Source organism: Azospirillum aestuarii (assembly GCF_016632405.1).
GTDB classification, from domain to species: domain Bacteria; phylum Pseudomonadota; class Alphaproteobacteria; order Azospirillales; family Azospirillaceae; genus Azospirillum; species Azospirillum aestuarii.
In genome coordinates this window covers 1-19941 of the sequence record NZ_JAEPIV010000033.1, presented here as the reverse complement: position 1 = coordinate 19941, position 19941 = coordinate 1, and the positions used below count along the sequence as shown (strand labels likewise).

Here is a 19941-nt window from a genome sequence, read left to right as displayed (position 1 = left end):
TTTCATCAGGAGTCCTTCGCATGTCGGTCATCATCATCACGGGTTCGGCGGGGCTGATCGGAGCCGAAGCGGTCTCCTTCTTCGCGGAGAAGGGCTTCGACATCATCGGTGTCGACAACGACATGCGCCGTTACTTCTTCGGCACGGACGCCAGCACCGAGTGGAGCCGCCGGCGTCTGGAAAGCCGCTTCCCCTCCTACCGCCATGTGGATGCCGACATCCGCGACCAAGACGCGATGGAGCGGCTGTTCGCCCAGCATGGCCGGGCGGTGGCGCTGGTCATCCACACCGCCGCCCAGCCCTCGCACGACTGGGCCGCGCGGGAGCCTTTCACCGACTTCAAGGTCAACGCCAACGGCACCCTGAACCTGCTGGAGATGACCCGGCGCCACTGCCCCGACGCCCCCTTCATCTTCACCTCCACCAACAAGGTCTACGGCGACACGCCGAACCGTCTTCCGCTGGTGGAGACCGACACCCGCTGGGAACTGGACGCCGCGCATCCCTTCGCCGCGCACGGCATCGACGAGACCATGAGCGTCGACCAGACGCTGCACAGCCTGTTCGGCGCCTCCAAGGTCGCCGCCGACGTGCTGGTGCAGGAGTACGGGCGTTATTTCGGGCTGAAGACGGCCTGCTTCCGCGGCGGCTGCCTGACCGGCCCCGGCCATTCGGGCGCCGAACTGCACGGCTTCCTGGCCTACCTCGTCAAATGCGCGGTCACCGGCACGCCCTACACGGTGTTCGGCTATCGGGGCAAGCAGGTGCGCGACAACATCCACTCCTTCGATCTGGTCAACGCCTTTTGGCATTTCTTCCAGAAGCCGCGGTCGGCCGAGGTGTACAACATCGGGGGCGGCCGCTATTCGAACTGCTCGATGCTGGAGGCGATCGCCATGACCGAGCGGCTGACCGGCCGGCCCATGGAATGGAGCTACAGCGAGACCAACCGGGTCGGCGACCATATCTGGTGGATCGGCGACATCCGCAAGTTCATGACGCACTACCCGGACTGGTCGATCACCCGCGGCGTCGACCGCATCATCGCCGAGATCCACCAGGAGCTGGGCGAGCGGCTGGCCGGAAAGGCCGGCTGACGACGAACGCCGTATTCACGGACCGGAAACGACCATGGCGCGCCTGTACAGCAACCTGAAATTCCTGCGTTACTCCGACCGGCTGGCCGCCCTGGCGGACGGACGGGTGGCGGCTCCGGTCCATGTGCGCATCAAGCCGATCAACCGCTGCAACCACAATTGCTGGTACTGCGCCTACCGGGTGGACGATCTGGCGCTCGGCGAGGACATGAACCTCGACGACCGCATCCCCACGGACAAGATGTTCGAGATCGTCGACGACCTGATCGGCATGGGCGTTCAGGCGGTCACCTTTTCCGGCGGCGGCGAGCCGCTGCTCTACAAGGAGCTTCCGGAGGTCGTGCGCCGTCTCGCCGCGGGCGGCGTCAAGGTGGCGACGCTGACCAACGGGTCCAACCTGAAGGGGGCGATGGCCGACGCCTTCGCCGCGCACGGCACCTGGGTCCGCATCTCCATCGACGCCTGGGACGACGCCAGCTACACCGCCTCACGCGGGGCTCCGGCCGGAGCCTTCACCAAGCTGACCGGCAACATCCGCGCCTTCACGGCGCGCGGCACCTCCTGCGTTCTGGGCGTCAGCCTGATCGTCGGCGAGGCCAACCACACCCACATCACCGAGGTTTGCGCCCTGCTGAAGGATGCCGGCGTCAACCATGTGAAGATCTCGGGCGCCGTGGTGTCGAACGACGTGTGCGAGAACAACCTCTATCACCGCCGCATCGCCGGCGAGGTCGGGCGGCAGATCGCCCGGGCCGAGGAGCTGAACGACGACCGCTTCACCATCGTGAACCATTACCACGAGTTGGAGGAGCGTTTCGAAAAGGACTACCGGTCCTGCCCGTTCCTGCAATTCCTGACGGTGATCGGCGCCGATTGCCGTGTCTACACCTGCCAGGACAAAGCCTACACCGACAGCGGCCTGCTCGGCTCCATCGCCGGCCGGTCCTTCAAGGAGTTTTGGTATTCCGGGGAGAACCACGCACGTCTCTACGGGCTCGACCCGTCGCAGAGCTGCCGGCACCACTGCGTGGCGCACCAGAAGAACCTCGTGCTGACCGAGTTCCTGACCACCGACAGCGACCACGCCCGCTTCGTGTAGCGCGGAGCCGCTTCCGCCCCCGGATCATCCCGTCAGGAACCGCGCCAGCCTCTCCCACTCGCCGCCCGGCGTATCGGCCCGCTTGCGGGCGAACCAGACGGCGGTGATGCGCAGGGCCTCGCCGGTGCGGGCGACGAAGTTCGGGTTTCCGAAACCCGGCGCGCCGGTCGTCACGAAACGGTCGAGCGTCGCGTCGCTGAGCGACAGGTCCACAGGACCTTGCGACTCCAGCCCGGTGTCCGCCAGGGCGTCTCCCAGGGCCGCGGCCTGACACGGGGTGAGGCCAGGCACGCCCGGACGCCCGTTCAGCCGGACCTCCGCGGAGAAGGCCAGCACCCCGCCCGGCGCCAGGCGCCGGTCGATCCAGGCCAGCAACCCCGCCGCCTTGCCCTCCTCCGCCAGGCGCGGCAGCGTGTTCTGCGGCAGGACGGCGGCGTCCCACGGCGCGTAGGTGAACAGATCCCGTCCCGGCATCCCGTGATGGATCGCGATGCGGTCGCGGTGGAAGCGGCGCGGCTTGGCGAGCCAGGGGTCGCGGTCGCCGCGCGCCACCCGCTCCGCGTGGGCCGCCGCCCCCCGCCCGACATCGACCACCCCGACGCACCGCGCCAGCTCGGTCAGCATGAGGTAGAAGCCGTCCACCTCGGCGCTCAGCACCAGGGCGCGGGGGCTCTGCTCCAGAACCCCCAGCCGGTCGAGGCCGTAGAGGAACTGCGCGCGCTCCCAGGTGCCGCGGCTGCGCTTGAAGAAATTGTCGATGTTGTTGCGGGCGTCCTCGTCACGGCGGCGCTCCGCGTCGGCGTCGTCGAGGTAGGGGGCCTGGAAGGTGGAAACGTTGGTCCGCACCTGCACCGCCCAGGGCCTCCAGGACGGATCGTCCCAATCCTCGGCGGCGGCAAGCTTGCTGAGCGCCGGGGGGCCGGGGGGCCGTTCCTGCGCCGGCAGGAGGATCTCCGGGCGCAGCCGGGCGGCGTTGCGGTGGCGTGCCGCCGCGGCCTTCAGGGCGGCCACCCGGTCCGGAGCCACCCGCTCCACGCTGATCAGGCCGGGCCAGTCGAGGGCGGCGACCAGTGGCCCGCTCCAGCGGCGCGGGTCGGCGGCCTCCAGGTCCTCGGTGGCCAGCAGGGCTTCCAGGTCGCGGCGCATCAGATGCACCTCGCGCGGGGCCGGCGGAACCGGGCGGGCGAGGCAGGCGGCCAGGAAATCCTCCAGCGTCGTCACGGCGGGGGCCTCCGCCCGCTCCTCCGGCTCCAGCAGGTTGCGGACGACGACGGCCAGCCGTGGGGCGATGCCCTGGAGGGAGAAACGCTCCATCGCCACCCGGTGGGCGGCCTCGGCCACGCCGTGGCGGAAGGAGTCGTCGCCGATCAGCCGGGCGAGTGCCATGGAATAACCCTCCATCCCCTCGGCCAGCAGGCCGGACACGCCGTTTTCCAGGCAGTGCGTCACCTCGCCCACCGGCGTGGCGCAGACCGCCACCTTGGCCAGCAGGAACTCGAACATCTTGGTCGGGCTCTTGGCGACGTTGAACTCGTTGGCCGAATAGGGCAGCACGCCGATGTCCATCTCCCGCAGCACGGCGGGGATCTCGGCGGGCGGGATGAACTCGTGCAGTTCGAGGTTGGGCAGGTCTGGAAAGCGTTCCCGCAGGCGCCGCTTCAACTCCCCCCAGGCCCGCCCGAAGCCGATGATGTGGAAACAGGCGCGGTCGCGCACGGCACGGGGAACCAACGCGAAGGCGTCCACCGCGAACAGCACGTCCTTCATGGGGATGTCGCCCCAGAAGTCGCCGGAATAGAGGATGTTCACCCGGTTCCCGAAGCGGCGGCGCGGCGCGTCCCGCCCATCGGCGGTGAACAGGTCCTGGTCGGCCACCGTGTGGATCAGGTGCGTGTTCGAATTCAGCGGGGCCAGCAGAGTCTGAAGGCGGTGGCTGGCCGCCACGCAGGCGCCGGCTCGGTTGGCGACCGTGTGGAGGAGCTGGTCGGGGCGCAGGCTGGGGAACCAGGGCTCCAGCCGGCGGAAGGGCTGCATGTCCAGTTCGTAGTCGTCGTAGTCGAGGACGATCCGGTTGCCGCCCCGCTCCGCCGCCAGGGCCGCCGCCAGCGTGTGGTAGCCGACCTTCTGCACATAGAGGACCGCCCGCGGGTTGGTCGCCAGCACCCGGTGCGCCTCCAGGTTCAGGCGGATCTTCTCCTCCTCGGGAATGGTGGACAGGGCGCCGGCCTGATCGGTGGCACCCAGATGGTCGAAGAAGGATAGCACCTCCGCCCGCAGACCCTGCTGGCGCAGCGCCTTGGCGAAGTTGTAGCAGCGCACCCGCGCGGAGGGCTGCCTGAACCCGTCCTGGGCCAGGAAGATGACGTCCGCCGCCGCGTAGCGGGCGAGGGCATCCGCGTCGAAGATCGGCGGCAGGGTCATGGAATCTCGGTGCAGGGAGGCGGGAGGGGCGCCGCTATCTAGCGCCGCTCCGCGAGCCCCGGCAAGCCTTCCCGCAGCGGCTGTGACCAGTGCCCCGGCTGTGGCCATTTTGGGACCGTTGTCACACATCTAATCGATAGTGGTATGCCAATTCTGGGACGCGAGGGAGCATTCCGCAACCCTCGGGACGGGCGGCCTCCCGCCCGCAGGCGCCAGGGTCCCGCATGTCCACGTCCCCGCAACGGACCATCGATGTCCCGATCGTCGTGAACGCCTGGGGCGTGTCCGCCGGTCAGGCACCGCATTTCCGGCTGCTGGTCGACGGCGTGATGATCGGCGAGGCGTGGGTCGCCGCCACCTCCAGCACACCCTACCGCTTCACCGCCACCGTCGATCCCGACCAGGCCCACCGGATTTCGATCTGGTACGACAACGACGGGGTGGTGAACGGGGTGGACCGCAACCTCTTCGTCGGCTCCATCACCGTCGACGGGCAGGAGATCAAATCCACCGATCCGCGCGCCACCTACGACAAGGGGGCGGTGGACGGAAAGGACGTGGTCGCCGGCCAGACGGGGCTCTACTGGGGCGGCCTGCTGTCCTTCGGTCTGGGGGAGGAGATGTTCGGCGGCCCGCTGGTCCGCCCCCCGCCCAAGCCGGAGGAGGTCATCACCCGGCCCATCCCCATCACGGTCGAGGCGGCGCGCGGCGCGTCCGCCACGGGGCCGGTGCGATTCAAGGTCCTGGTGGACGGCAAGCTCGCCGGAGAGGCGGAGGCCGCGTCCGGCAGCGCCGAGCGCTTCACCTTCGGCGTCACCCTCGACCCGTCCGTCGCCCACACGGTGCAGATCCTGCCCGCCGATGGGACGCAGGCTGGAGACTTGGCGCTCGGAACCGTGACGGTGAACGGCAAGAGCCTCGCCGCCCCGGCACCCGCCCAGGACGGGTCCGTCACCCTGGCGGTCGCCGCCCCGGTCTTCCAGGGCACCGCCTCGGACGCACCGGCCCCGCAGGGCGACGCCTTCTACGTGGCGAAGAACGGCAACGACAGCTGGTCCGGGCGGCTGGCCACCCCCAACGCCGACGGCACCGACGGCCCCTTCGCCAGTCTGGAGCGGGCGCAGGCAGCCATGCGCGCCGGCACCGTCAAGACCACCTACGTCCGCGAGGGCTCCTACAACCTGACCAGGACGCTGGACCTCGGCGCGCAGGACAGCGGCGTCCGCATCCTTGGCTATCCGGGCGAGCAGGCGGTCCTCAGCGGCGGCGAGCGGGTCGGCGGCTTCAGCTACGAGGGCGACGGCGTCTGGTCGGCGCCCCTGTCCGCGGCACCGGGGCTGGACGTCACCGTCGACGGCGTGCGTTACCGGCTGGCCTCCAAGGCGGCCTACGACCCGAAGGACCCGACCACCGGCTGGTTCGTCGCCGACGCGAGCGCCTTCGGGGCCAGCAGGAACGCCCTGCGCTACCGCACGGGTGACGTCACCGCCGCCGATCTGGTGCCGGGCAGCCGGGTCCAGGTCTTCGACACGGAGCGGCTCCAGGACGCGATCCTGACAGTCGCCGGCATCGACGCGGTGACACGCACCCTGACCTTCACGTCCGACGCGCCCTTCACCATGCGCGACGGCTCCACCTTCAAGCTGCTGGGCAACAGCGCCCACGTCGATCAGGTGGGGGAGTTCGCCTACCGCGCCTCGGACGGGCGGCTGGTCATCAAGGCGGGCGAGGACTTCACCGGGACGGGGGTGGAGGTCGCCCGGCTCGGCACGCTGCTGCGGCTGAACGGCGCCAACGGGGTGACGGTCCAGGGGCTGACCTTCACCAACACGACAACGGACGGCAACGCGCTCGACGTCATCAACGGCGACGTCAACACCATCACGGGCAACAGCTTCGTGAACGTCGGCACGGGCATCCGGCTGACCCAGGGGTCGGACCGCAACCTGGTCGGCGGCAACTACCTGGACCATCTGGGAATCAACGGCATCGCCCTGACCGGCCAGTCCATCGGCAACACGGTCACCGGCAACCGCATCCAGCGCATCGGCGAGGTGCGCAAATACGCCGGCGGGATCATGGCGTCGGGGATCAGCGACACGGTGATCTCCCACAACGACATCGACCACAGCTCCCGCTACGGCATCTCGGTCAAGAACTGGGACAGCGCGACGATCAGCCTGAACAACGCCATCGTCCACAACCGCGTCCGCAACACAGGATTGGAGACGGCGGATTCCGGCGGGATCGAGCTGCTCGGGCGGTCGAACCTGAACACCGGCACGCGGATCGAGGGCAACTGGGTCGAGCACACCGGCGGCATCGCCACCACCAGCACCGGCCAGTGGCTGCGCAATCACAAGGGCTACGGCATCTATCTGGACGACATGACCAGCGGCGTGACGGTGCAGGGCAACTTCCTGCGCGACACGTCCTGGGCCGCCGTCATGATCCATGGCGGTCACGACAACACGGTCACCAACAACATCGGCGTGCTCGGGGCCAATGGCGAGAGCTTCATCCGCATCGAATGGGTGCCCCTGGCGGGTGCCGCCGGCATCCCGGCGAACAACACGGTCACCGGGAACCTCGTGTCGGGGGCGGTGCCGCTGGGCGGCTACGTCACGATCCTATCGGCCGGGCAGAACGCCATCGACGCCAACTTCCTGCACCAGGTCGGCACCTACGGGGCGAACGACCGGACCGGCGACCCGCTGTTCGCCGACGCCTACAACTACGATTACAGCCTGCTGCCGCTGTCCCCGGCGCTCACCACCGGCATCCAGGATCTCGCCTGGATGCTGATGGGCATCGTCTCCGGCGGCGGCACGGCACCCCCGCAGAGCGGCGGCGGGACCACTCCCCTGCCCCCTTCCAACCCCCAGGCCAACGAGCCGCCCGCTCCCTCTCCGCCGCCTTCGCCGGCTACCCCGTCGGTCTCGGCACCGCTCCCCGACCCGGCTCCGGCGCGTCCGTCCGTGCCCTTCAGCCGGATCGTGGATGGGGTGCAGCAGACGGTGGCGGCCCAAGCCTATGAAGGGCCGGTCGCCACCTTGCAATGGTCCTTCCTGGGGAATGCCGTCGACGAGGTGGTCGGCGGGTCGGACGGCAACGACTTCATCAACCTGCTGGGCGGCGACGACGCCGCGTCGGGCGGGGCGGGCGACGACGTGCTGGACGGCGGCTCGGGCTCCAACTGGCTGATCGGCGGGCCGGGCCACGACACCTTCTTCGTCGATGGCCGCGGGGGCGACGTCACCTGGTCCACCATCGTCGATCTGGAGCGCGGCGAATGGGCGACCCTCTGGGGCTTCGTCCCCGGCCGGTCCCGGCTGACCTGGGAGGAGATGGGCGGCGCCGAAGGCTACAAGGGCGCCACCGTCCGCTGCGACATCGACGGCAACGGCACCATCGACGCCAGCATGACCTTCACCGGCAAGGCGGTGGGGGCGATGACCGTCACCACCGGCATGGCCGGCAGCGAGCCCTACATCGCCTTCATCACCCTGTAAGCCGACAAAGGTTCAGTTGCTCACCACCGGCTTGCGGACGGCCTTCTGGCCGTCGGCCTTCGCCACCGCCTTCACGGCGGGCGGCGCCACATCCTCGGTGGAGGCCTGCTGAAGCCGGGCCTGCGGGCTCGCCTTCGACGGGAAGGCCACGGGCAGGAGCATCGCGGCGAAGACGGCCACGGCGATCAGGGTCTTCACGGCTTCCCAGGCGAAGCCGCCGCGGCGCGGGGACTTGGACAGCGCGGAGGCGTCGTCCGCCTCCAGGGCGGTCGCCGGAGCAGCCGGCATCGGCTGGACTGCGGTCATGGACATGGCAGGCACTCGTGTTCGGGTTTGCCGGATCTGTACCCCCAGCATCGCAAGGGACATGCCACGCGCGCCCCTCTGCGGTACCCCAACCTTTCGTTTGGAAATTAACTCAAAATCAAAACAGTGATGGACAATCGGCGCGCGCTTGGCGCGGACCCGGCAAAATTCTCCCCACGACCGGCGGGTTTTGCCGCCCGGATGGAGAATTCTGCCGGGAAGATCTTGCCGCGTGGACCGGTTTCAGGCCATCCCGCAGATCAATGCGATCTGGCCTTCCAGGCAGCGCGGCAGGTCGAAGCGCTCCACCGCCGTCTCCCGCGCGGCGCGGGCCAGCGGGGCGAAGGCGCCGGGGTCCTCCAGCACCGCGACGGCCTTGTCGGCGATATCCCGGGGGGAGAAGAAATCGGCCAGCAGCCCGTTCTCTCCAGGACAGATGACCTCCCGCACCGGGGCGGTGTCGGAGCCGATCACCACGCAGCCGAGCGCCATGGATTCCACCATCGACCAGGACAGGACGAAGGGATAGGTCAGGTAGACGTGCGCCCGTGACACCCGCAGGACCGACAGGTACTGGGCATAGGGGAGATGCCCCAGGAAATGGACGTGGGCGGGGTCCACCGGCACCTCGGCCAGCATGGCTTCCCGCCAGCTCTTCCCGCCGGGGGGCGCCGAGCCGTAGCTGACCTCGTCGCCGCCGGCGATCAGCACATGGGCCTTGGGCCGCGCCTCCAGGATGCGCGGCAGGGCGCGCATGAAGCTGGGAAAGCCGCGGTAGGGTTCCAGGTTGCGCACGGCGTAGGTCAGCACCTCGTCCTGGCGCGTCAGCACCGTGCCGTCCGGCAGGGTCACGCGGATGTCCGGGTCGGGCAGGAGCTGCGCCGTGTCCACGCCGTCGTGGATGACCTCGATCTTCGAATGGAAGGGCGCCGGATGGGAATCGCGCTGCCATTCGGTGGGGGCGATGCCGCGGTCGCAGGACTCCAGGGATAGCAGCAGCGGCGTGCTGCGCATCCTCAGACGCAGCACCGTGTCCACATTGACCGGGACCGACGGGTCGAAGCCGACGTCCAGCCCCTGGGCGCGGTAGAAGAACTCGCAGTAGTTCAGGTAGGGGGTGTTGGGGAAGACGTCCTTCACGAACAGAGTCTCGCCCCAGCCCGGATGGCCGATGATGACGTCGGGGCGGAAGCCCTCCTCGCGCAGCCCCATCAGCAGCCGGGCCGCGGCCTGGCCGTGCAGCACCGCGTTCTCGGTGGACACCAGATAGGGGTGCGCGTTCTCCCGCGCGGTGCGGCTGGGCTGGTAGGAAAGGCGGCGCACGTTGGGGATCTCCCGGTCGGCGCGCTTGGTGATGAAGACGACGCGGTTCGCCGGATCGGCGGCCAGACGGGCGGCCAGATGCTTGTACTGGCCGGGCATGTTCTGGTGGATGAAGACGATGTTCATGACGCCTCCGCAGGAGCCGGACACAGGTAAGGGACGCACAGGCGCCGCCGTCAGGCGCGCCCGGCGCCGAACTTCTCCCGCAGCTTCGGCCCGACCTTCGGCAGCAGGACGGACAGGATCAGCAGGCTGAGCCCGATGACGGTCGGCGCGATCCAGTCCGGCTTACCGGCCAGGGCGTGGTCGCCCGCGGCGCCGAACTGCACGAAGGCCACCGTCATCGGCAACTGCCCGATCAGCGATCCGAAGGCGTAGGCCCCGAGCCGCACCCGCGTCAGGCCGAGCGCGTAGTTCACCCCGCTGTGCGGCAGCACGGGGACCAGCCGCAGCATCGCGACAGCCCGCCAGCCGCCCGTCTCCAGCCGGCGCAGCACGTCGCCCCAGCGCGCCCCATCCAGGGACGGAACCAAACCGGCGCAGACATAGCGGGTCAGCAGGAAGCCGGTTGAGGCCCCGATCACGCTGCCCGCCGCCGCCAGCACCCCGCCCCACCAGACGCCGAAGACCAGCCCGGCGACCATCGCCATGACGGAGCGCGGAAAGAACAACAGGCTGGCCAGGATGTGCAGGACCAGGAACAGGACCGGGGCGGCGGGGTGGTGGCGCAGGATGTCCTGAAGCGCGTCCATCCCGAAGGCCCCATGCCACGCCCACCAGGCCCCGGTCCCGCCGAGCAGGAGCAAGACGAGCAGCCCCCGCCCCAGGTTGCGGAGGGTGGACAGGGAAGGCGTGCGGCGCTCGGCCATGGTGCGGGCCTTTGGTTTGGCGAACTGGGGTTCCGTGGTCTGGCTTGCATATCACGGGCGCTACCGCACCGCGAGAGACGATCGCGGGCGGCACATTACCAAAAAAGCCGGAACAGCCATCCCGATCGCCGACATTTGCGTTGAATGCGAGAAACGGAACACACTAAAATGCTCCGAAAGTTCATATCTTCTATTGCGAAAGGCTAGGTTCCTTCCTATGGCCAAGCTCAACTACGTGTTCACCAGCGAGTCCGTGTCCGAAGGCCATCCGGACAAGGTGTGCGACCGCATCTCCGACGCCATCGTCGATCTGTACCTGTCGCACGATCCCTACGCTCGCGTGGCGGTGGAGACGCTGGCGACCACCAACCAGATCGTGCTGGCCGGCGAGGTGCGCGGCCCGGAGAGCATCACCCCCGACATGCTGGTCCAGGTCGCCCGCGCCGCCGTGAAGGACATCGGCTACGAGCAGGATGGCTTCCATTGGGAGAAGATGGACGTCAAGTGCTTCGTCCACTCGCAGTCCGCCGACATCGCCGTCGGCGTCGACGCCGCGGGTGAGAAGGACGAGGGCGCCGGCGACCAGGGCATCATGTTCGGCTACGCCTGCAACGAGACGCCGGCGCTGATGCCGGCGCCGATCTATTACAGTCACGCTATTCTGAAGTCACTGGCCGAGGCCCGCCATTCCGGCGCCGCCCCGCAGCTCGGCCCCGACGCCAAGAGCCAGGTGACGCTGCAGTACGAGAACGGCAAGCCGGTGCGCGCCACCGCGGTGGTCGTCTCCACCCAGCACGCCGACGGCCTGACCCAGGAGGAGGTGCGCGAGATCGTGCGCCCGCACGTCCTGAACGTCCTGCCCGCCGGCTGGATGTGCGACGAGGCGAACTTCTACGTCAACCCGACCGGCCGCTTCGTCATCGGCGGCCCGGACGGCGACGCCGGCCTGACCGGGCGCAAGATCATCGTCGACACCTACGGCGGCGCCGCGCCGCACGGCGGCGGCGCCTTCTCCGGCAAGGACCCGACCAAGGTCGACCGCTCCGCCGCCTACGCCGCGCGCTACCTCGCCAAGAACGTAGTCGCCGCCGGCCTGGCCGAGCGCTGCACGATCCAGCTTTCCTACGCCATCGGCGTGTCGAAGCCGCTGTCGGTCTATGTCGACACCCACGGCACCGGCACGGTCGACGAGGACCGGCTGTCGGAGGTCCTGCAGAAGCTGGTGGACCTGTCCCCGCGCGGCATCCGCACCCATCTCGGCCTGAACAAGCCGGTCTATGCCCGCACCGCCGCCTATGGCCATTTCGGCCGCGAGGCGGAGGCCGACGGCGGCTTCTCCTGGGAGAAGACCGACCTCGTCAACGACCTGCGCGCCGCCTTCTTCTAAGCGCCCCGCAAGGACCGCAAGGCCAGTCGCCCGGTACCCCGCCGGGCGGCTGGTTCTGCTTTCGGGAATTCCCGAGAGGCCATGGCCCAGGCAAAGAAAAAGGCCGCAGCCAGGACGGCGCGGCCTTCAAGTCTAGGGAGGAAACGCCCAAAGGGCATCCGGGAACCAATTTATGCTGCAGCGCAGCAAAGGTCAAGCCCCCGGCGAATCGCCATTGCCGAAAATATTCCGGCCCCTCCCGGCCCCCGCCCTACCCCATCGGATCGCAGATGCCGGAAAAAGAAAAGGCTGCAGCCGGTGAGGCGCAGCCTAGTTCTGGGAGGGAGGAAACCAAGTGAACTTGGTGAGGTCATTTATGGGCTGATTTGATTAACAGCGCGTAAACAGACGATGTGCTCCGAAGACATACCTATTTTTTGACAAGGATCAATAAAGCCAAGCTCAGGCTCGTTGGGCGAGCGCCGTCCGGATGTCGGCCTGCCACACCATGCTGACCAGGGCGACCTGGGTGAGCAGGGCGATCTCGCCGTGCCCGACGGCGGCCAGAAGCTCCTCCCGCGTCATGAACAGGATCTCCGTCTCCTCCAGATCGTCGGACAGGGGGTCGGCGACCCGGCGACAGCCGGTGGCGTGGAACATGTGGGACACCGCACCGCCCTGGTTGGCGTTGACCGTGTAGCCGCCGAGCGCCGTCCAATCGTCCGAGACGAAGCCGGTCTCCTCCAGAAGCTCGCGCCGGGCCGCCTCCAGCGGATCCTCGCCCGGCGACAGATGGCCGCCGGGGAAGGTCAGGTTCACGCGCCGCGGGCCGTGCCGGTACTGGCGGTAGACGATGGCGCGCCCGTCCTCCGTCTCGGCGAAGATGCAGGCGAAGGACGGCATGTCGAACTGGTAGTAGTCCCGGATGACCCGCCCGTCTGGCAGTTCCACCGTTTCGACATGGACTTTCAGAAACGGATCGGCGTCGAGCAGTTCGCGGCTTTCGAGCACGGTCCACGGGCGCAGGCGGCGCGTCATCCCTGAGTCTCCTTCGTCGTATCCTTGTTCACGGCGCGTCCTTGTTCACGGTGTGCCCTGGGTAACGGGCGGGCGCCGCCGGGGCAAGAAACATGAAAGGGCTGCCTGCGGATTCCGCCGCGGCGCGTGCATTCGAAAACACTTATCAACCGTTCAGGGACTTACCAGTCAATAAAGCAAGCTTTCATCGACGTACATGGGTGTATGCGCAGCATAAACCGTCAGATGTTAGATACTCTTGCTCTTCCTGGTAATCGCGTTAGGATGCACGAACAACGACAGGTAAAGATTACCCGCTAAATTTTATCCTTATGCTTGTGAAAGGCGATGGATCGGCGATCGCAGCCGCACTCCTCCCCTCCGAAAGCCGCCCGTTGAAAGCCGTGGAAGCCCCATGCCGAGCCTGCCCCTCTCAGACCTCCGCCCATCCTCTTCCGTGGCAGCCCCGCCCCGCGGCCCGTCCGCAGCCCCCCGCGGCACCGCGCAAAGCGCGCCCGAAAGCACGCTCCCGGCCATCGCGGACGGCGGAGGGGTCCCCCTGCGGGTTCCAGTCCGGGCTCCGCAGGATCTGGCTGCCGGACTGCTGATCGCGGCCTTCGGGCTGGGCGCCCTGTGGCTGGGGCGCGACTGGCCGACCGGAACGCTGGCCTATGTGCAATCCGGCTTCTTCCCGCGGATGATCGGGCTGCTGATGGTGCTGGCCGGCGCCGTGGTGGCCGGGCGCAGCCTGCTGCTTCACGGCGCCGCCCTGCCGTCCTGGGGCTGGCGCCCGCTGGTCGGGGTGACGGCGGCGGTGCTGGCCTTCGCCGGAACGGTAGAGACTCTGGGGCTGGTGCCGTCGGTGCTGATCCTGGTGGGGCTCGGTAATCTGGCCGGGCAGCCGCTGCGCCCGGTTCCGCTGGCGCTGCTGGGCGGCGCCCTGGCGGCGGGTTGCGTCGCTCTGTTCGTCTGGGGGCTGGGCCTGCCCCTACGGGTGTGGCCCCTGTGGGTGTCGCCGTGATGGACCTGATCGCCAATCTTCTGCTCGGCCTGTCGGTCTCGCTGTCCCCGGACAATCTGCTGCTGTGCTTCGGCGGGGCGCTGATCGGCACGCTGATCGGCGTCCTGCCCGGTCTGGGTCCCACCGCGACGGTGGCGATGCTGCTGCCCCTGACCTTCCACCTGCCGCCGGTCGGCGCGCTCATCATGCTGGCGGGCATCTTCTACGGCTCGCAGTATGGCGGGTCGGCGACGGCGATCCTGGTGAATCTGCCCGGCGAATCCTCCTCCGTCGTCACCTGCCTGGACGGCCACGCCATGGCGCGGCAGGGCCGGGCCGGAGTGGCGCTCGCCACGGCGGCCCTCGCCTCGCTGTTCGCCGGCATCGTCACCACCATCCTGATCGCCGTGGCCGGCCCGCCGCTGGCCGGGGTGGCGCTCGCCTTCGGGCCGGCGGAATATGTGTCGCTGATGCTGCTGGGCCTGATCGGGGCGGTGACGCTGGCCCACGGATCGGTGGTGAAGGCCATCGCGATGATCCTGCTGGGCCTGCTGCTGAGCATGGTCGGCACCGACGTGAATTCCGGCGACACGCGCTTCACCTTCGGCCTGCCGCAGCTCTACGACGGCATCGACTTCGTGCCGCTTGCCATGGGCCTGTTCGGGCTGGCCGAGATCATCGCCAGCCTGGAGCAGACCGGCGGCGCCGGGCGGACCACCGCCCCCATCGCCAGCCTGTGGCCGAAGCGCGAGGATATCCGCCAAGCCTGGCCGGCGACGGTGCGCGGCACGGTGATGGGGGCGCTCCTCGGCATCCTGCCCGGCGGCGGCGCCACGCTCGGCTCCTTCGCCGCCTATTCGCTGGAGAAGAAGCTGGCTCGCCGGCCGGAGCGCTTCGGCCAGGGCGCCATCGAGGGGGTGGCGGCACCGGAGGCCGCCAACAACGCCGCCTCACAGGCCTGCTTCATCCCGATGCTCAGCCTGGGCATCCCACCCAACGCCATCATGGCGCTGATGATCGGCGCCATGACCATCCACGGCATCACGCCGGGGCCGCAGATCATGGCCAAACAGCCGGAGCTGTTCTGGGGCATGATCGCCAGCATGCTGATCGGCAACGTGATCCTGGTGATCCTGAACCTGCCGATGATCGGGCTGTGGGTGCGGCTGCTGCGGGTGCCCTACGGCTATCTGTTCCCGGCCATCCTGGTCTTCTGCTGCATCGGCACCTACACGCTGAACAACAGCGCCTTCAACGTTCTGCTGATGGCCATGTTCGGCGTCCTGGGCTACGTCCTGCGCAAGCTGGACTGCGAGCCGGCGCCGCTGATGCTGGGATTCGTGCTGGGACCCCTGCTGGAGGAGAATCTGGGCCGCGCCCTGCTGTTGTCGGGCGGCGACCCCACCGTCTTCGCCACCCGACCGATCAGCGGCAGCCTGCTGGCCACCGCCGCCCTGCTGCTGATCCTGATGGTGATGCCGTCGGTGCGCCGCCGCCGGGACGAAGCCTTCAAGGACGAATGACTCCCAAACGCCTTCCTATCCCCGCCCGCCCCCTCTTCCAAAGGCTGGCGGCCTTCACGCCGTGAAAGGTGCCTGTGCGATGACCGTCGTCAAAGAGTTCCCCCGTCCCGCCCCCGATCTGGTCGCCGCCTTCCGCGGCCAGTCCCCGGCCACGCTGCACGAAGCGATGGGCAAGAAGGGCGCGATGTCCTTTCCGATCAAGCCGCTTTATCAAGGCATGACGCTGTTCGGCACCGCGGTGACCGTATCCGGCGGTCCCACCGACAATCTGATGATCCACGCCGCCATGGCGCTGACCCGTCCGGGTGACGTGCTGGTGGTCGATTTCAAGGGGATGACCGAGGCCGGCCCCTGGGGCGACGTGCTGACCGAGGCGGCGATCCAGCGGGGCCTGGCCGGGCTGGTCATCGACGGCTGCGTGCGCGACGCCGCGGCCATCCGCGCCATGGGCTTTCCGGTCTTCTGCCGGGGGACCAGCATGAAGGGCACCACCAAGACCCAGCCCACGGGCGACGTGAACACCCCCATCGTCTGCGGTTGCGTGATGGTCATGCCGGGTGACATCCTGGTCGGCGACGACGACGGGGTGGTGGTGGTGCCCCAGGCCGAGGCCGCCGCCACGCTCGCCAAGGCGGCGGAACGCGAACGGATGGAGGAAGGCCTGCGCGAACAGCTCCGTGCCGGGCGGACGACGGTCCAGGCGCTGACCCTGGAATCCTATCTGGAGGCCGGCGGCATCGCCCTGTGACGCGAAGCGCTGCGGAAAAGCGGGCGGGGCCAAGTCCCGCCTGCCATCGCCTGGAGTGGTATTACCGGTTTTCGGCAAAGGAACGGCGATAGGCAAAAAAAAGCCGCGTCCGGACACGAGGTCGGCGCGGCAGACGAATGCTCTTAGAGCATCATGATGTTTTTGGTTTCCTCCCCAGACCTCAAGGCCTTTGTTTTGTGAGAGGAAATTTCCACAGTCGACGCAGGGAAGTCAACAGCATTGAGCGGATTATAACTTTAAGCCTAACATCTCCTTCCGATGCGCCGAGGAAGACGGATGGAGTCGTCCGAAGAGAAAAATCTCAGCGGAAGCCAAACAGGGGGCTTGCGTTCCGCCGGGCGCGTGCGGTATCTCCCTGCCTCCTTCGTTGGAGCGGCGCGGGCGTAGCTCAGGGGTAGAGCACAACCTTGCCAAGGTTGGGGTCGAGGGTTCGAATCCCTTCGCCCGCTCCAGTATCACGAAGCCTTTCCCACATCATCGCCAGTCGGTTGGAAAACGGGCTGCGGCACCGGTGCCGCCGCACCATCCCTGCGCGTGGAAGCCGCGGATTCCTTGCTGGAATGTTAACCCACTGCTAGGGGTCTCGGGCTAAGGTCGATCGGACCGGCCTGAATGAACCACGAAGCGCGGACGCCCCCGACCATGCAGCAGCTTGACCGTCCGAACGAATCGCCGACCGAGGCGCTGCTCCCCGGCTTCGGTATGTTGAACGGCCAGTCGATCCTGGTGACCGGGGGAAGCGGGTCCTTCGGAAAGCGTTTCGTGGAAACGGTGCTGCGCCACGCCAGCCCGCGTCGGGTCATCGTCTTCTCCCGCGACGAGTTCAAGCAGTACGAGATGCAGCAGCTGCTCGGCCCCGAATGGGCGTCCACGCTGCGCTTCTTCATCGGCGACGTGCGTGACCGCGAGCGGCTGGAACTGGCCATGCGCGAAGTGGACGTGTGCGTCCACGCCGCCGCGCTGAAGCATGTGCCCGCCGCCGAATACAACCCCATGGAATGCATCCACACCAACGTTTATGGGGCGGAGAATGTGGTTCGAGCCGCGCTGAACACCGGCGTGAAACGGGTGATCGCGCTGTCCACCGACAAGGCGGCCAACCCGGTCAACCTCTATGGCGCCAGCAAGCTGGCCTCGGACAAGATCTTCATCGCCGCCAACAACCTGTCGGGCTCGCTCGGCACGCGCTTCTCGGTGGTGCGCTACGGCAATGTGGTGGGGTCCCGCGGGTCGGTGATCCCGCTGTTCCGCCGGATGATCGTGGAAGGGGCGGAGTCCCTGCCGGTCACCGACGACCGGATGACCCGCTTCTGGATCACGCTGCAGCACGGGGTGGACTTCGTCGTCTCCTGCATCGCGATGATGCAGGGCGGGGAGATCTTCGTGCCCAAGATCCCCAGCATGCGCATCGCCGATCTGGCCCGCGCGATGGCCCCAGATCTGCCGCACAAGCTGGTCGGCATCCGCCCCGGCGAGAAGCTGCACGAGGTGATGATCACCGAGGACGATTCCCGCCAGACCTTCGAACTGCCGGACCGCTTCGTCATCGAACCGGCCTTCGCCTTCTGGACGCACGAGCCCTATCAGCGGCTGGGCGCCAAGCCGGTCCCCGACGGCTTCCGCTACGCCAGCGACACCAACGGCGACTGGCTGGACGGCGCGCGGCTGATGCGGCTGCTCGCGGAAGCGCCGTGATGGGCGAACCGGTGTCCCGGCCGCCGCTGCCCTTCCTGCCCTATGGGCGCCAGGACGTCGATCAGGCCGACATCGATGCGGTGACCACGGTCCTGCGCGGCGACTGGCTGACCCAGGGGCCGGCGGTGGAGGCTTTCGAGCGGGCGCTGTGCGAGCGCACCGGGGCGGCTCATGCGGTGTCCTGCGCCAACGGAACCGCCGCCTTGCATCTGGCCGCCCTTGCGCTGGGGCTCGGCCCCGGCGACGCGGTGGTGGTGCCCTCCGTCACCTTCCTCGCCACCGCCAACGCCGCCCGCTACGTGGGGGCGGAGGTCGCCTTCGCCGACGTCGATCCCGCCACCGGCCTGATGGGGCCAGAGCAGGCGGAAGCGGCGATGAAACGGGCGGAACGCGCCGGCTGGCGGGTGCGTGCCCTGGCGCCCGTGCACTTCGCCGGCCAGACGGCGGACAGGACCGGGCTCGGCGCGCTCGCCGCCCGCCACGGGCTGGCCGTCATCGAGGACGCCTGCCACGCCATCGGCAGCGTGGACGTGATGCCGGACGGGCGCGCCCTGCCGGTCGGTTCCGGCGCCTTCGGCACGCTCACCGCCTTTTCCTTCCACCCCGTGAAGACCATCGCGGCGGGCGAGGGAGGGGCCGTGACCACCAACGACCCGGATCTCGCCGCCCGCCTGCGCCGCTTCCGCAACCACGGCATGGAGCGGGACCCGGCGGAGTTCGAGGATTGCAAGGCCGCCTTCGCCGCCGCCGAGACCACGAAAGACGGGACCGCCACCCCCTGGTACTACGAGATGGCGGAGCCGGGCTTCAATTACCGCCTGACCGACATCCATTCGGCGCTCGCCCTCAGCCAGTTGACGCGGCTGGACACCTTCGTGGAGCGGCGCCGACATTTGATGGACCTCCATGCGGAGCGGCTGGCCCCGCTCGCCCCGCTGGTCCGGCCGGCGGTCCGCGTTCCGTGGTGCCGCCCGGCCTGGCACCTCTGCGCCGTCCGCATCGACTTCGCTGCCGCCGGGCGGACGCGGGCGCAGGTCATGGCCGATCTGCGGGCGCGTGGCATCGGCACCCAGGTGCATTACATCCCAGTCCACCGCCAGCCCTACTGGCGCAAGCGCTACGGAAACCTCGCCCTGCCCGGCGCCGACGCCCATTACGCCCAAACCATGTCGCTGCCCCTGTTCCCGGCGATGGCGGACACCGACGTGGACCGGGTCGCCGCAGCTCTCGCCGAGACGCTGGGCCTGCCCGCTCCGGCGTGACAACCCAGGCGTCCTTGCTGGACAGTTTTCTCCCTTTCAAAAATGCGCTATGCCAAGCGTCATCTGGAACGCTTCGGAGCAAGGTCATGGCCGAGGGTACTGTGGACTATTACGCGATGGTCGAAGAGGCCTGGCAACTGAGCGACACCGCGCGCGACTATGTGAAGAACGCGGGCCGCGACGTGGACAATGCCGAGCTGTGGGAGAAGGTCTTCGCCTCCTCGCCCCTGATCGACCTGGAGCGCACCCGCGCCGAGGGCGGCCAGCCGCTGCAGAAAATCTTCTTCAAGAACCCCTACGGCCTGCAATACCGGGCCGACCACAAGGACTGGATACCGTTCCGTCACGGCGCCCTGGACCCCGCCTATCTCCAGGCGATCTGACGCCGACGGCGATTCCAGACGGTTCCGTGGAGGCTGCCCGTACCGGTCCGGGTGCTGGCCGGAAGGGTCTGCGGCCTTCCGGCCTTGCCGGAAGCCGTCCCTTCCGCGCGACAGCCTGCCGCAGGATGGTGCCTCCATCACGATTATCCTGATAAGACAAGCAACCATAAAACGCAGGGGTCGCCCCGTTCCATACTGGAAACAGGCGGTCCTGCGGATGTCGACAACAAGGGTTCTCCATGCGGATTGCGATGATCGGTACGGGCTATGTCGGGCTGGTGTCCGGCGCCTGCTTTTCG

At 68.3% G+C, this 19941-nt stretch carries 15 protein-coding genes and 1 tRNA gene; 11 read left to right on the top strand and 5 right to left on the bottom strand.

What is annotated here, in order from left to right:
• The first annotated feature begins 20 nt into the window (after window positions 1-20).
• Together JJL56_RS28885 and JJL56_RS28880 are read left to right on the top strand one after the other, a co-directional pair.
• Window positions 21-1097, top strand: a complete 1077-nt coding sequence (locus JJL56_RS28885) for an NAD-dependent epimerase/dehydratase family protein (RefSeq protein WP_200487256.1) — start codon at window positions 21-23, stop codon at window positions 1095-1097.
• Between the two features lie 34 nt (window positions 1098-1131).
• Window positions 1132-2196 (top strand): radical SAM protein, encoded by a 1065-nt coding sequence (locus JJL56_RS28880; protein WP_200487255.1) that lies wholly within the window; start codon window positions 1132-1134, stop codon window positions 2194-2196.
• 24 nt (window positions 2197-2220) lie between these two features.
• Here the strand turns inward: JJL56_RS28880 and JJL56_RS28875 are convergent, their stop codons facing one another.
• Window positions 2221-4617, bottom strand: a complete 2397-nt coding sequence (locus JJL56_RS28875) for a glycosyltransferase (protein WP_200487254.1) — start codon at window positions 4615-4617, stop codon at window positions 2221-2223.
• A gap of 224 nt (window positions 4618-4841) precedes the next feature.
• Between JJL56_RS28875 and JJL56_RS28870 the strand changes: the two genes are divergently transcribed.
• Complete coding sequence (locus JJL56_RS28870; RefSeq protein ID WP_200487253.1) at window positions 4842-8129, top strand: carbohydrate-binding domain-containing protein; 3288 nt, start codon at window positions 4842-4844, stop codon at window positions 8127-8129.
• Between the two features lie 12 nt (window positions 8130-8141).
• On the opposite strand, the gene JJL56_RS28865 is transcribed toward JJL56_RS28870, so the two are convergent.
• The 3 genes from JJL56_RS28865 to JJL56_RS28855 form a co-directional block, all read right to left on the bottom strand.
• Window positions 8142-8441, bottom strand: coding sequence for a hypothetical protein (locus JJL56_RS28865; protein ID WP_200487252.1), 300 nt, complete (start codon window positions 8439-8441; stop codon window positions 8142-8144).
• A gap of 237 nt (window positions 8442-8678) precedes the next feature.
• A complete protein-coding gene (locus tag JJL56_RS28860; protein WP_200487251.1) occupies window positions 8679-9884 on the bottom strand; it encodes a glycosyltransferase family 4 protein in 1206 nt (401 codons plus the stop codon).
• A gap of 50 nt (window positions 9885-9934) precedes the next feature.
• The gene (locus tag JJL56_RS28855; protein ID WP_200487249.1) at window positions 9935-10627 is read right to left on the bottom strand and encodes a TVP38/TMEM64 family protein; all 693 of its coding nucleotides are present in this window, start codon (window positions 10625-10627) and stop codon (window positions 9935-9937) included.
• 217 nt (window positions 10628-10844) lie between these two features.
• On the opposite strand from JJL56_RS28855, the gene metK reads away from it, so the two are divergent.
• Window positions 10845-12014 carry a methionine adenosyltransferase gene (gene metK / locus JJL56_RS28850; RefSeq protein ID WP_145623113.1) on the top strand — a complete coding sequence of 390 codons (1170 nt, stop codon included), beginning with the start codon at window positions 10845-10847 and terminating at the stop codon, window positions 12012-12014.
• Between the two features lie 441 nt (window positions 12015-12455).
• On the opposite strand, the gene JJL56_RS28845 is transcribed toward metK, so the two are convergent.
• A complete protein-coding gene (locus JJL56_RS28845) occupies window positions 12456-13031 on the bottom strand; it encodes an NUDIX hydrolase (protein ID WP_200487247.1) in 576 nt (191 codons plus the stop codon).
• 436 nt (window positions 13032-13467) lie between these two features.
• On the opposite strand from JJL56_RS28845, the gene JJL56_RS28840 reads away from it, so the two are divergent.
• From JJL56_RS28840 to JJL56_RS28810, 7 genes are all read left to right on the top strand, one after another.
• Entirely contained in the window at window positions 13468-14031 is a 564-nt protein-coding gene (locus JJL56_RS28840; protein WP_345772657.1) for a tripartite tricarboxylate transporter TctB family protein, read from the top strand.
• A complete protein-coding gene (locus JJL56_RS28835) occupies window positions 14031-15533 on the top strand; it encodes a tripartite tricarboxylate transporter permease (protein WP_200487245.1) in 1503 nt (500 codons plus the stop codon). The genes JJL56_RS28840 and JJL56_RS28835 overlap by 1 nt, the downstream gene beginning before the upstream one ends.
• A gap of 79 nt (window positions 15534-15612) precedes the next feature.
• A complete protein-coding gene (locus JJL56_RS28830; RefSeq protein WP_200487243.1) occupies window positions 15613-16281 on the top strand; it encodes a 4-carboxy-4-hydroxy-2-oxoadipate aldolase/oxaloacetate decarboxylase in 669 nt (222 codons plus the stop codon).
• Window positions 16282-16679: 398 nt separating this feature from the next.
• Window positions 16680-16754, top strand: a tRNA-Gly gene (locus JJL56_RS28825).
• Window positions 16755-16914: 160 nt separating this feature from the next.
• The gene (pseB, locus tag JJL56_RS28820; protein WP_200487241.1) at window positions 16915-17997 is read left to right on the top strand and encodes a UDP-N-acetylglucosamine 4,6-dehydratase (inverting); all 1083 of its coding nucleotides are present in this window, start codon (window positions 16915-16917) and stop codon (window positions 17995-17997) included.
• Complete coding sequence (gene pseC / locus JJL56_RS28815; protein ID WP_200487239.1) at window positions 17997-19259, top strand: UDP-4-amino-4,6-dideoxy-N-acetyl-beta-L-altrosamine transaminase; 1263 nt, start codon at window positions 17997-17999, stop codon at window positions 19257-19259. Before pseB ends, pseC begins: the two co-directional genes overlap by 1 nt.
• Before the next feature lie 86 nt (window positions 19260-19345).
• Window positions 19346-19642, top strand: a complete 297-nt coding sequence (locus JJL56_RS28810) for a hypothetical protein (RefSeq protein ID WP_149472336.1) — start codon at window positions 19346-19348, stop codon at window positions 19640-19642.
• Window positions 19643-19941 lie beyond the last annotated feature (299 nt).

Excerpts from the sequence above, each read along its gene's own strand:
- JJL56_RS28860 (WP_200487251.1), bottom strand. The coding sequence starts at position 9,884 with ATGAACATCGTCTTCATCCACCAGAACATGCCCGGCCAGTACAAGCAT.
- JJL56_RS28885 (WP_200487256.1), top strand. The coding sequence starts at position 21 with ATGTCGGTCATCATCATCACGGGTTCGGCGGGGCTGATCGGAGCCGAA.
- JJL56_RS28830 (WP_200487243.1), top strand. The coding sequence starts at position 15,613 with ATGACCGTCGTCAAAGAGTTCCCCCGTCCCGCCCCCGATCTGGTCGCC.
- JJL56_RS28875 (WP_200487254.1), bottom strand. The coding sequence starts at position 4,617 with ATGACCCTGCCGCCGATCTTCGACGCGGATGCCCTCGCCCGCTACGCG.
- JJL56_RS28880 (WP_200487255.1), top strand. The coding sequence starts at position 1,132 with ATGGCGCGCCTGTACAGCAACCTGAAATTCCTGCGTTACTCCGACCGG.
- JJL56_RS28870 (WP_200487253.1), top strand. The coding sequence starts at position 4,842 with ATGTCCACGTCCCCGCAACGGACCATCGATGTCCCGATCGTCGTGAAC.
- JJL56_RS28855 (WP_200487249.1), bottom strand. The coding sequence starts at position 10,627 with ATGGCCGAGCGCCGCACGCCTTCCCTGTCCACCCTCCGCAACCTGGGG.
- JJL56_RS28865 (WP_200487252.1), bottom strand. The coding sequence starts at position 8,441 with ATGTCCATGACCGCAGTCCAGCCGATGCCGGCTGCTCCGGCGACCGCC.
- JJL56_RS28835 (WP_200487245.1), top strand. The coding sequence starts at position 14,031 with ATGGACCTGATCGCCAATCTTCTGCTCGGCCTGTCGGTCTCGCTGTCC.
- pseC (WP_200487239.1), top strand. The coding sequence starts at position 17,997 with ATGGGCGAACCGGTGTCCCGGCCGCCGCTGCCCTTCCTGCCCTATGGG.
- metK (WP_145623113.1), top strand. The coding sequence starts at position 10,845 with ATGGCCAAGCTCAACTACGTGTTCACCAGCGAGTCCGTGTCCGAAGGC.
- JJL56_RS28845 (WP_200487247.1), bottom strand. The coding sequence starts at position 13,031 with ATGACGCGCCGCCTGCGCCCGTGGACCGTGCTCGAAAGCCGCGAACTG.
- pseB (WP_200487241.1), top strand. The coding sequence starts at position 16,915 with ATGAACCACGAAGCGCGGACGCCCCCGACCATGCAGCAGCTTGACCGT.
- JJL56_RS28810 (WP_149472336.1), top strand. The coding sequence starts at position 19,346 with ATGGCCGAGGGTACTGTGGACTATTACGCGATGGTCGAAGAGGCCTGG.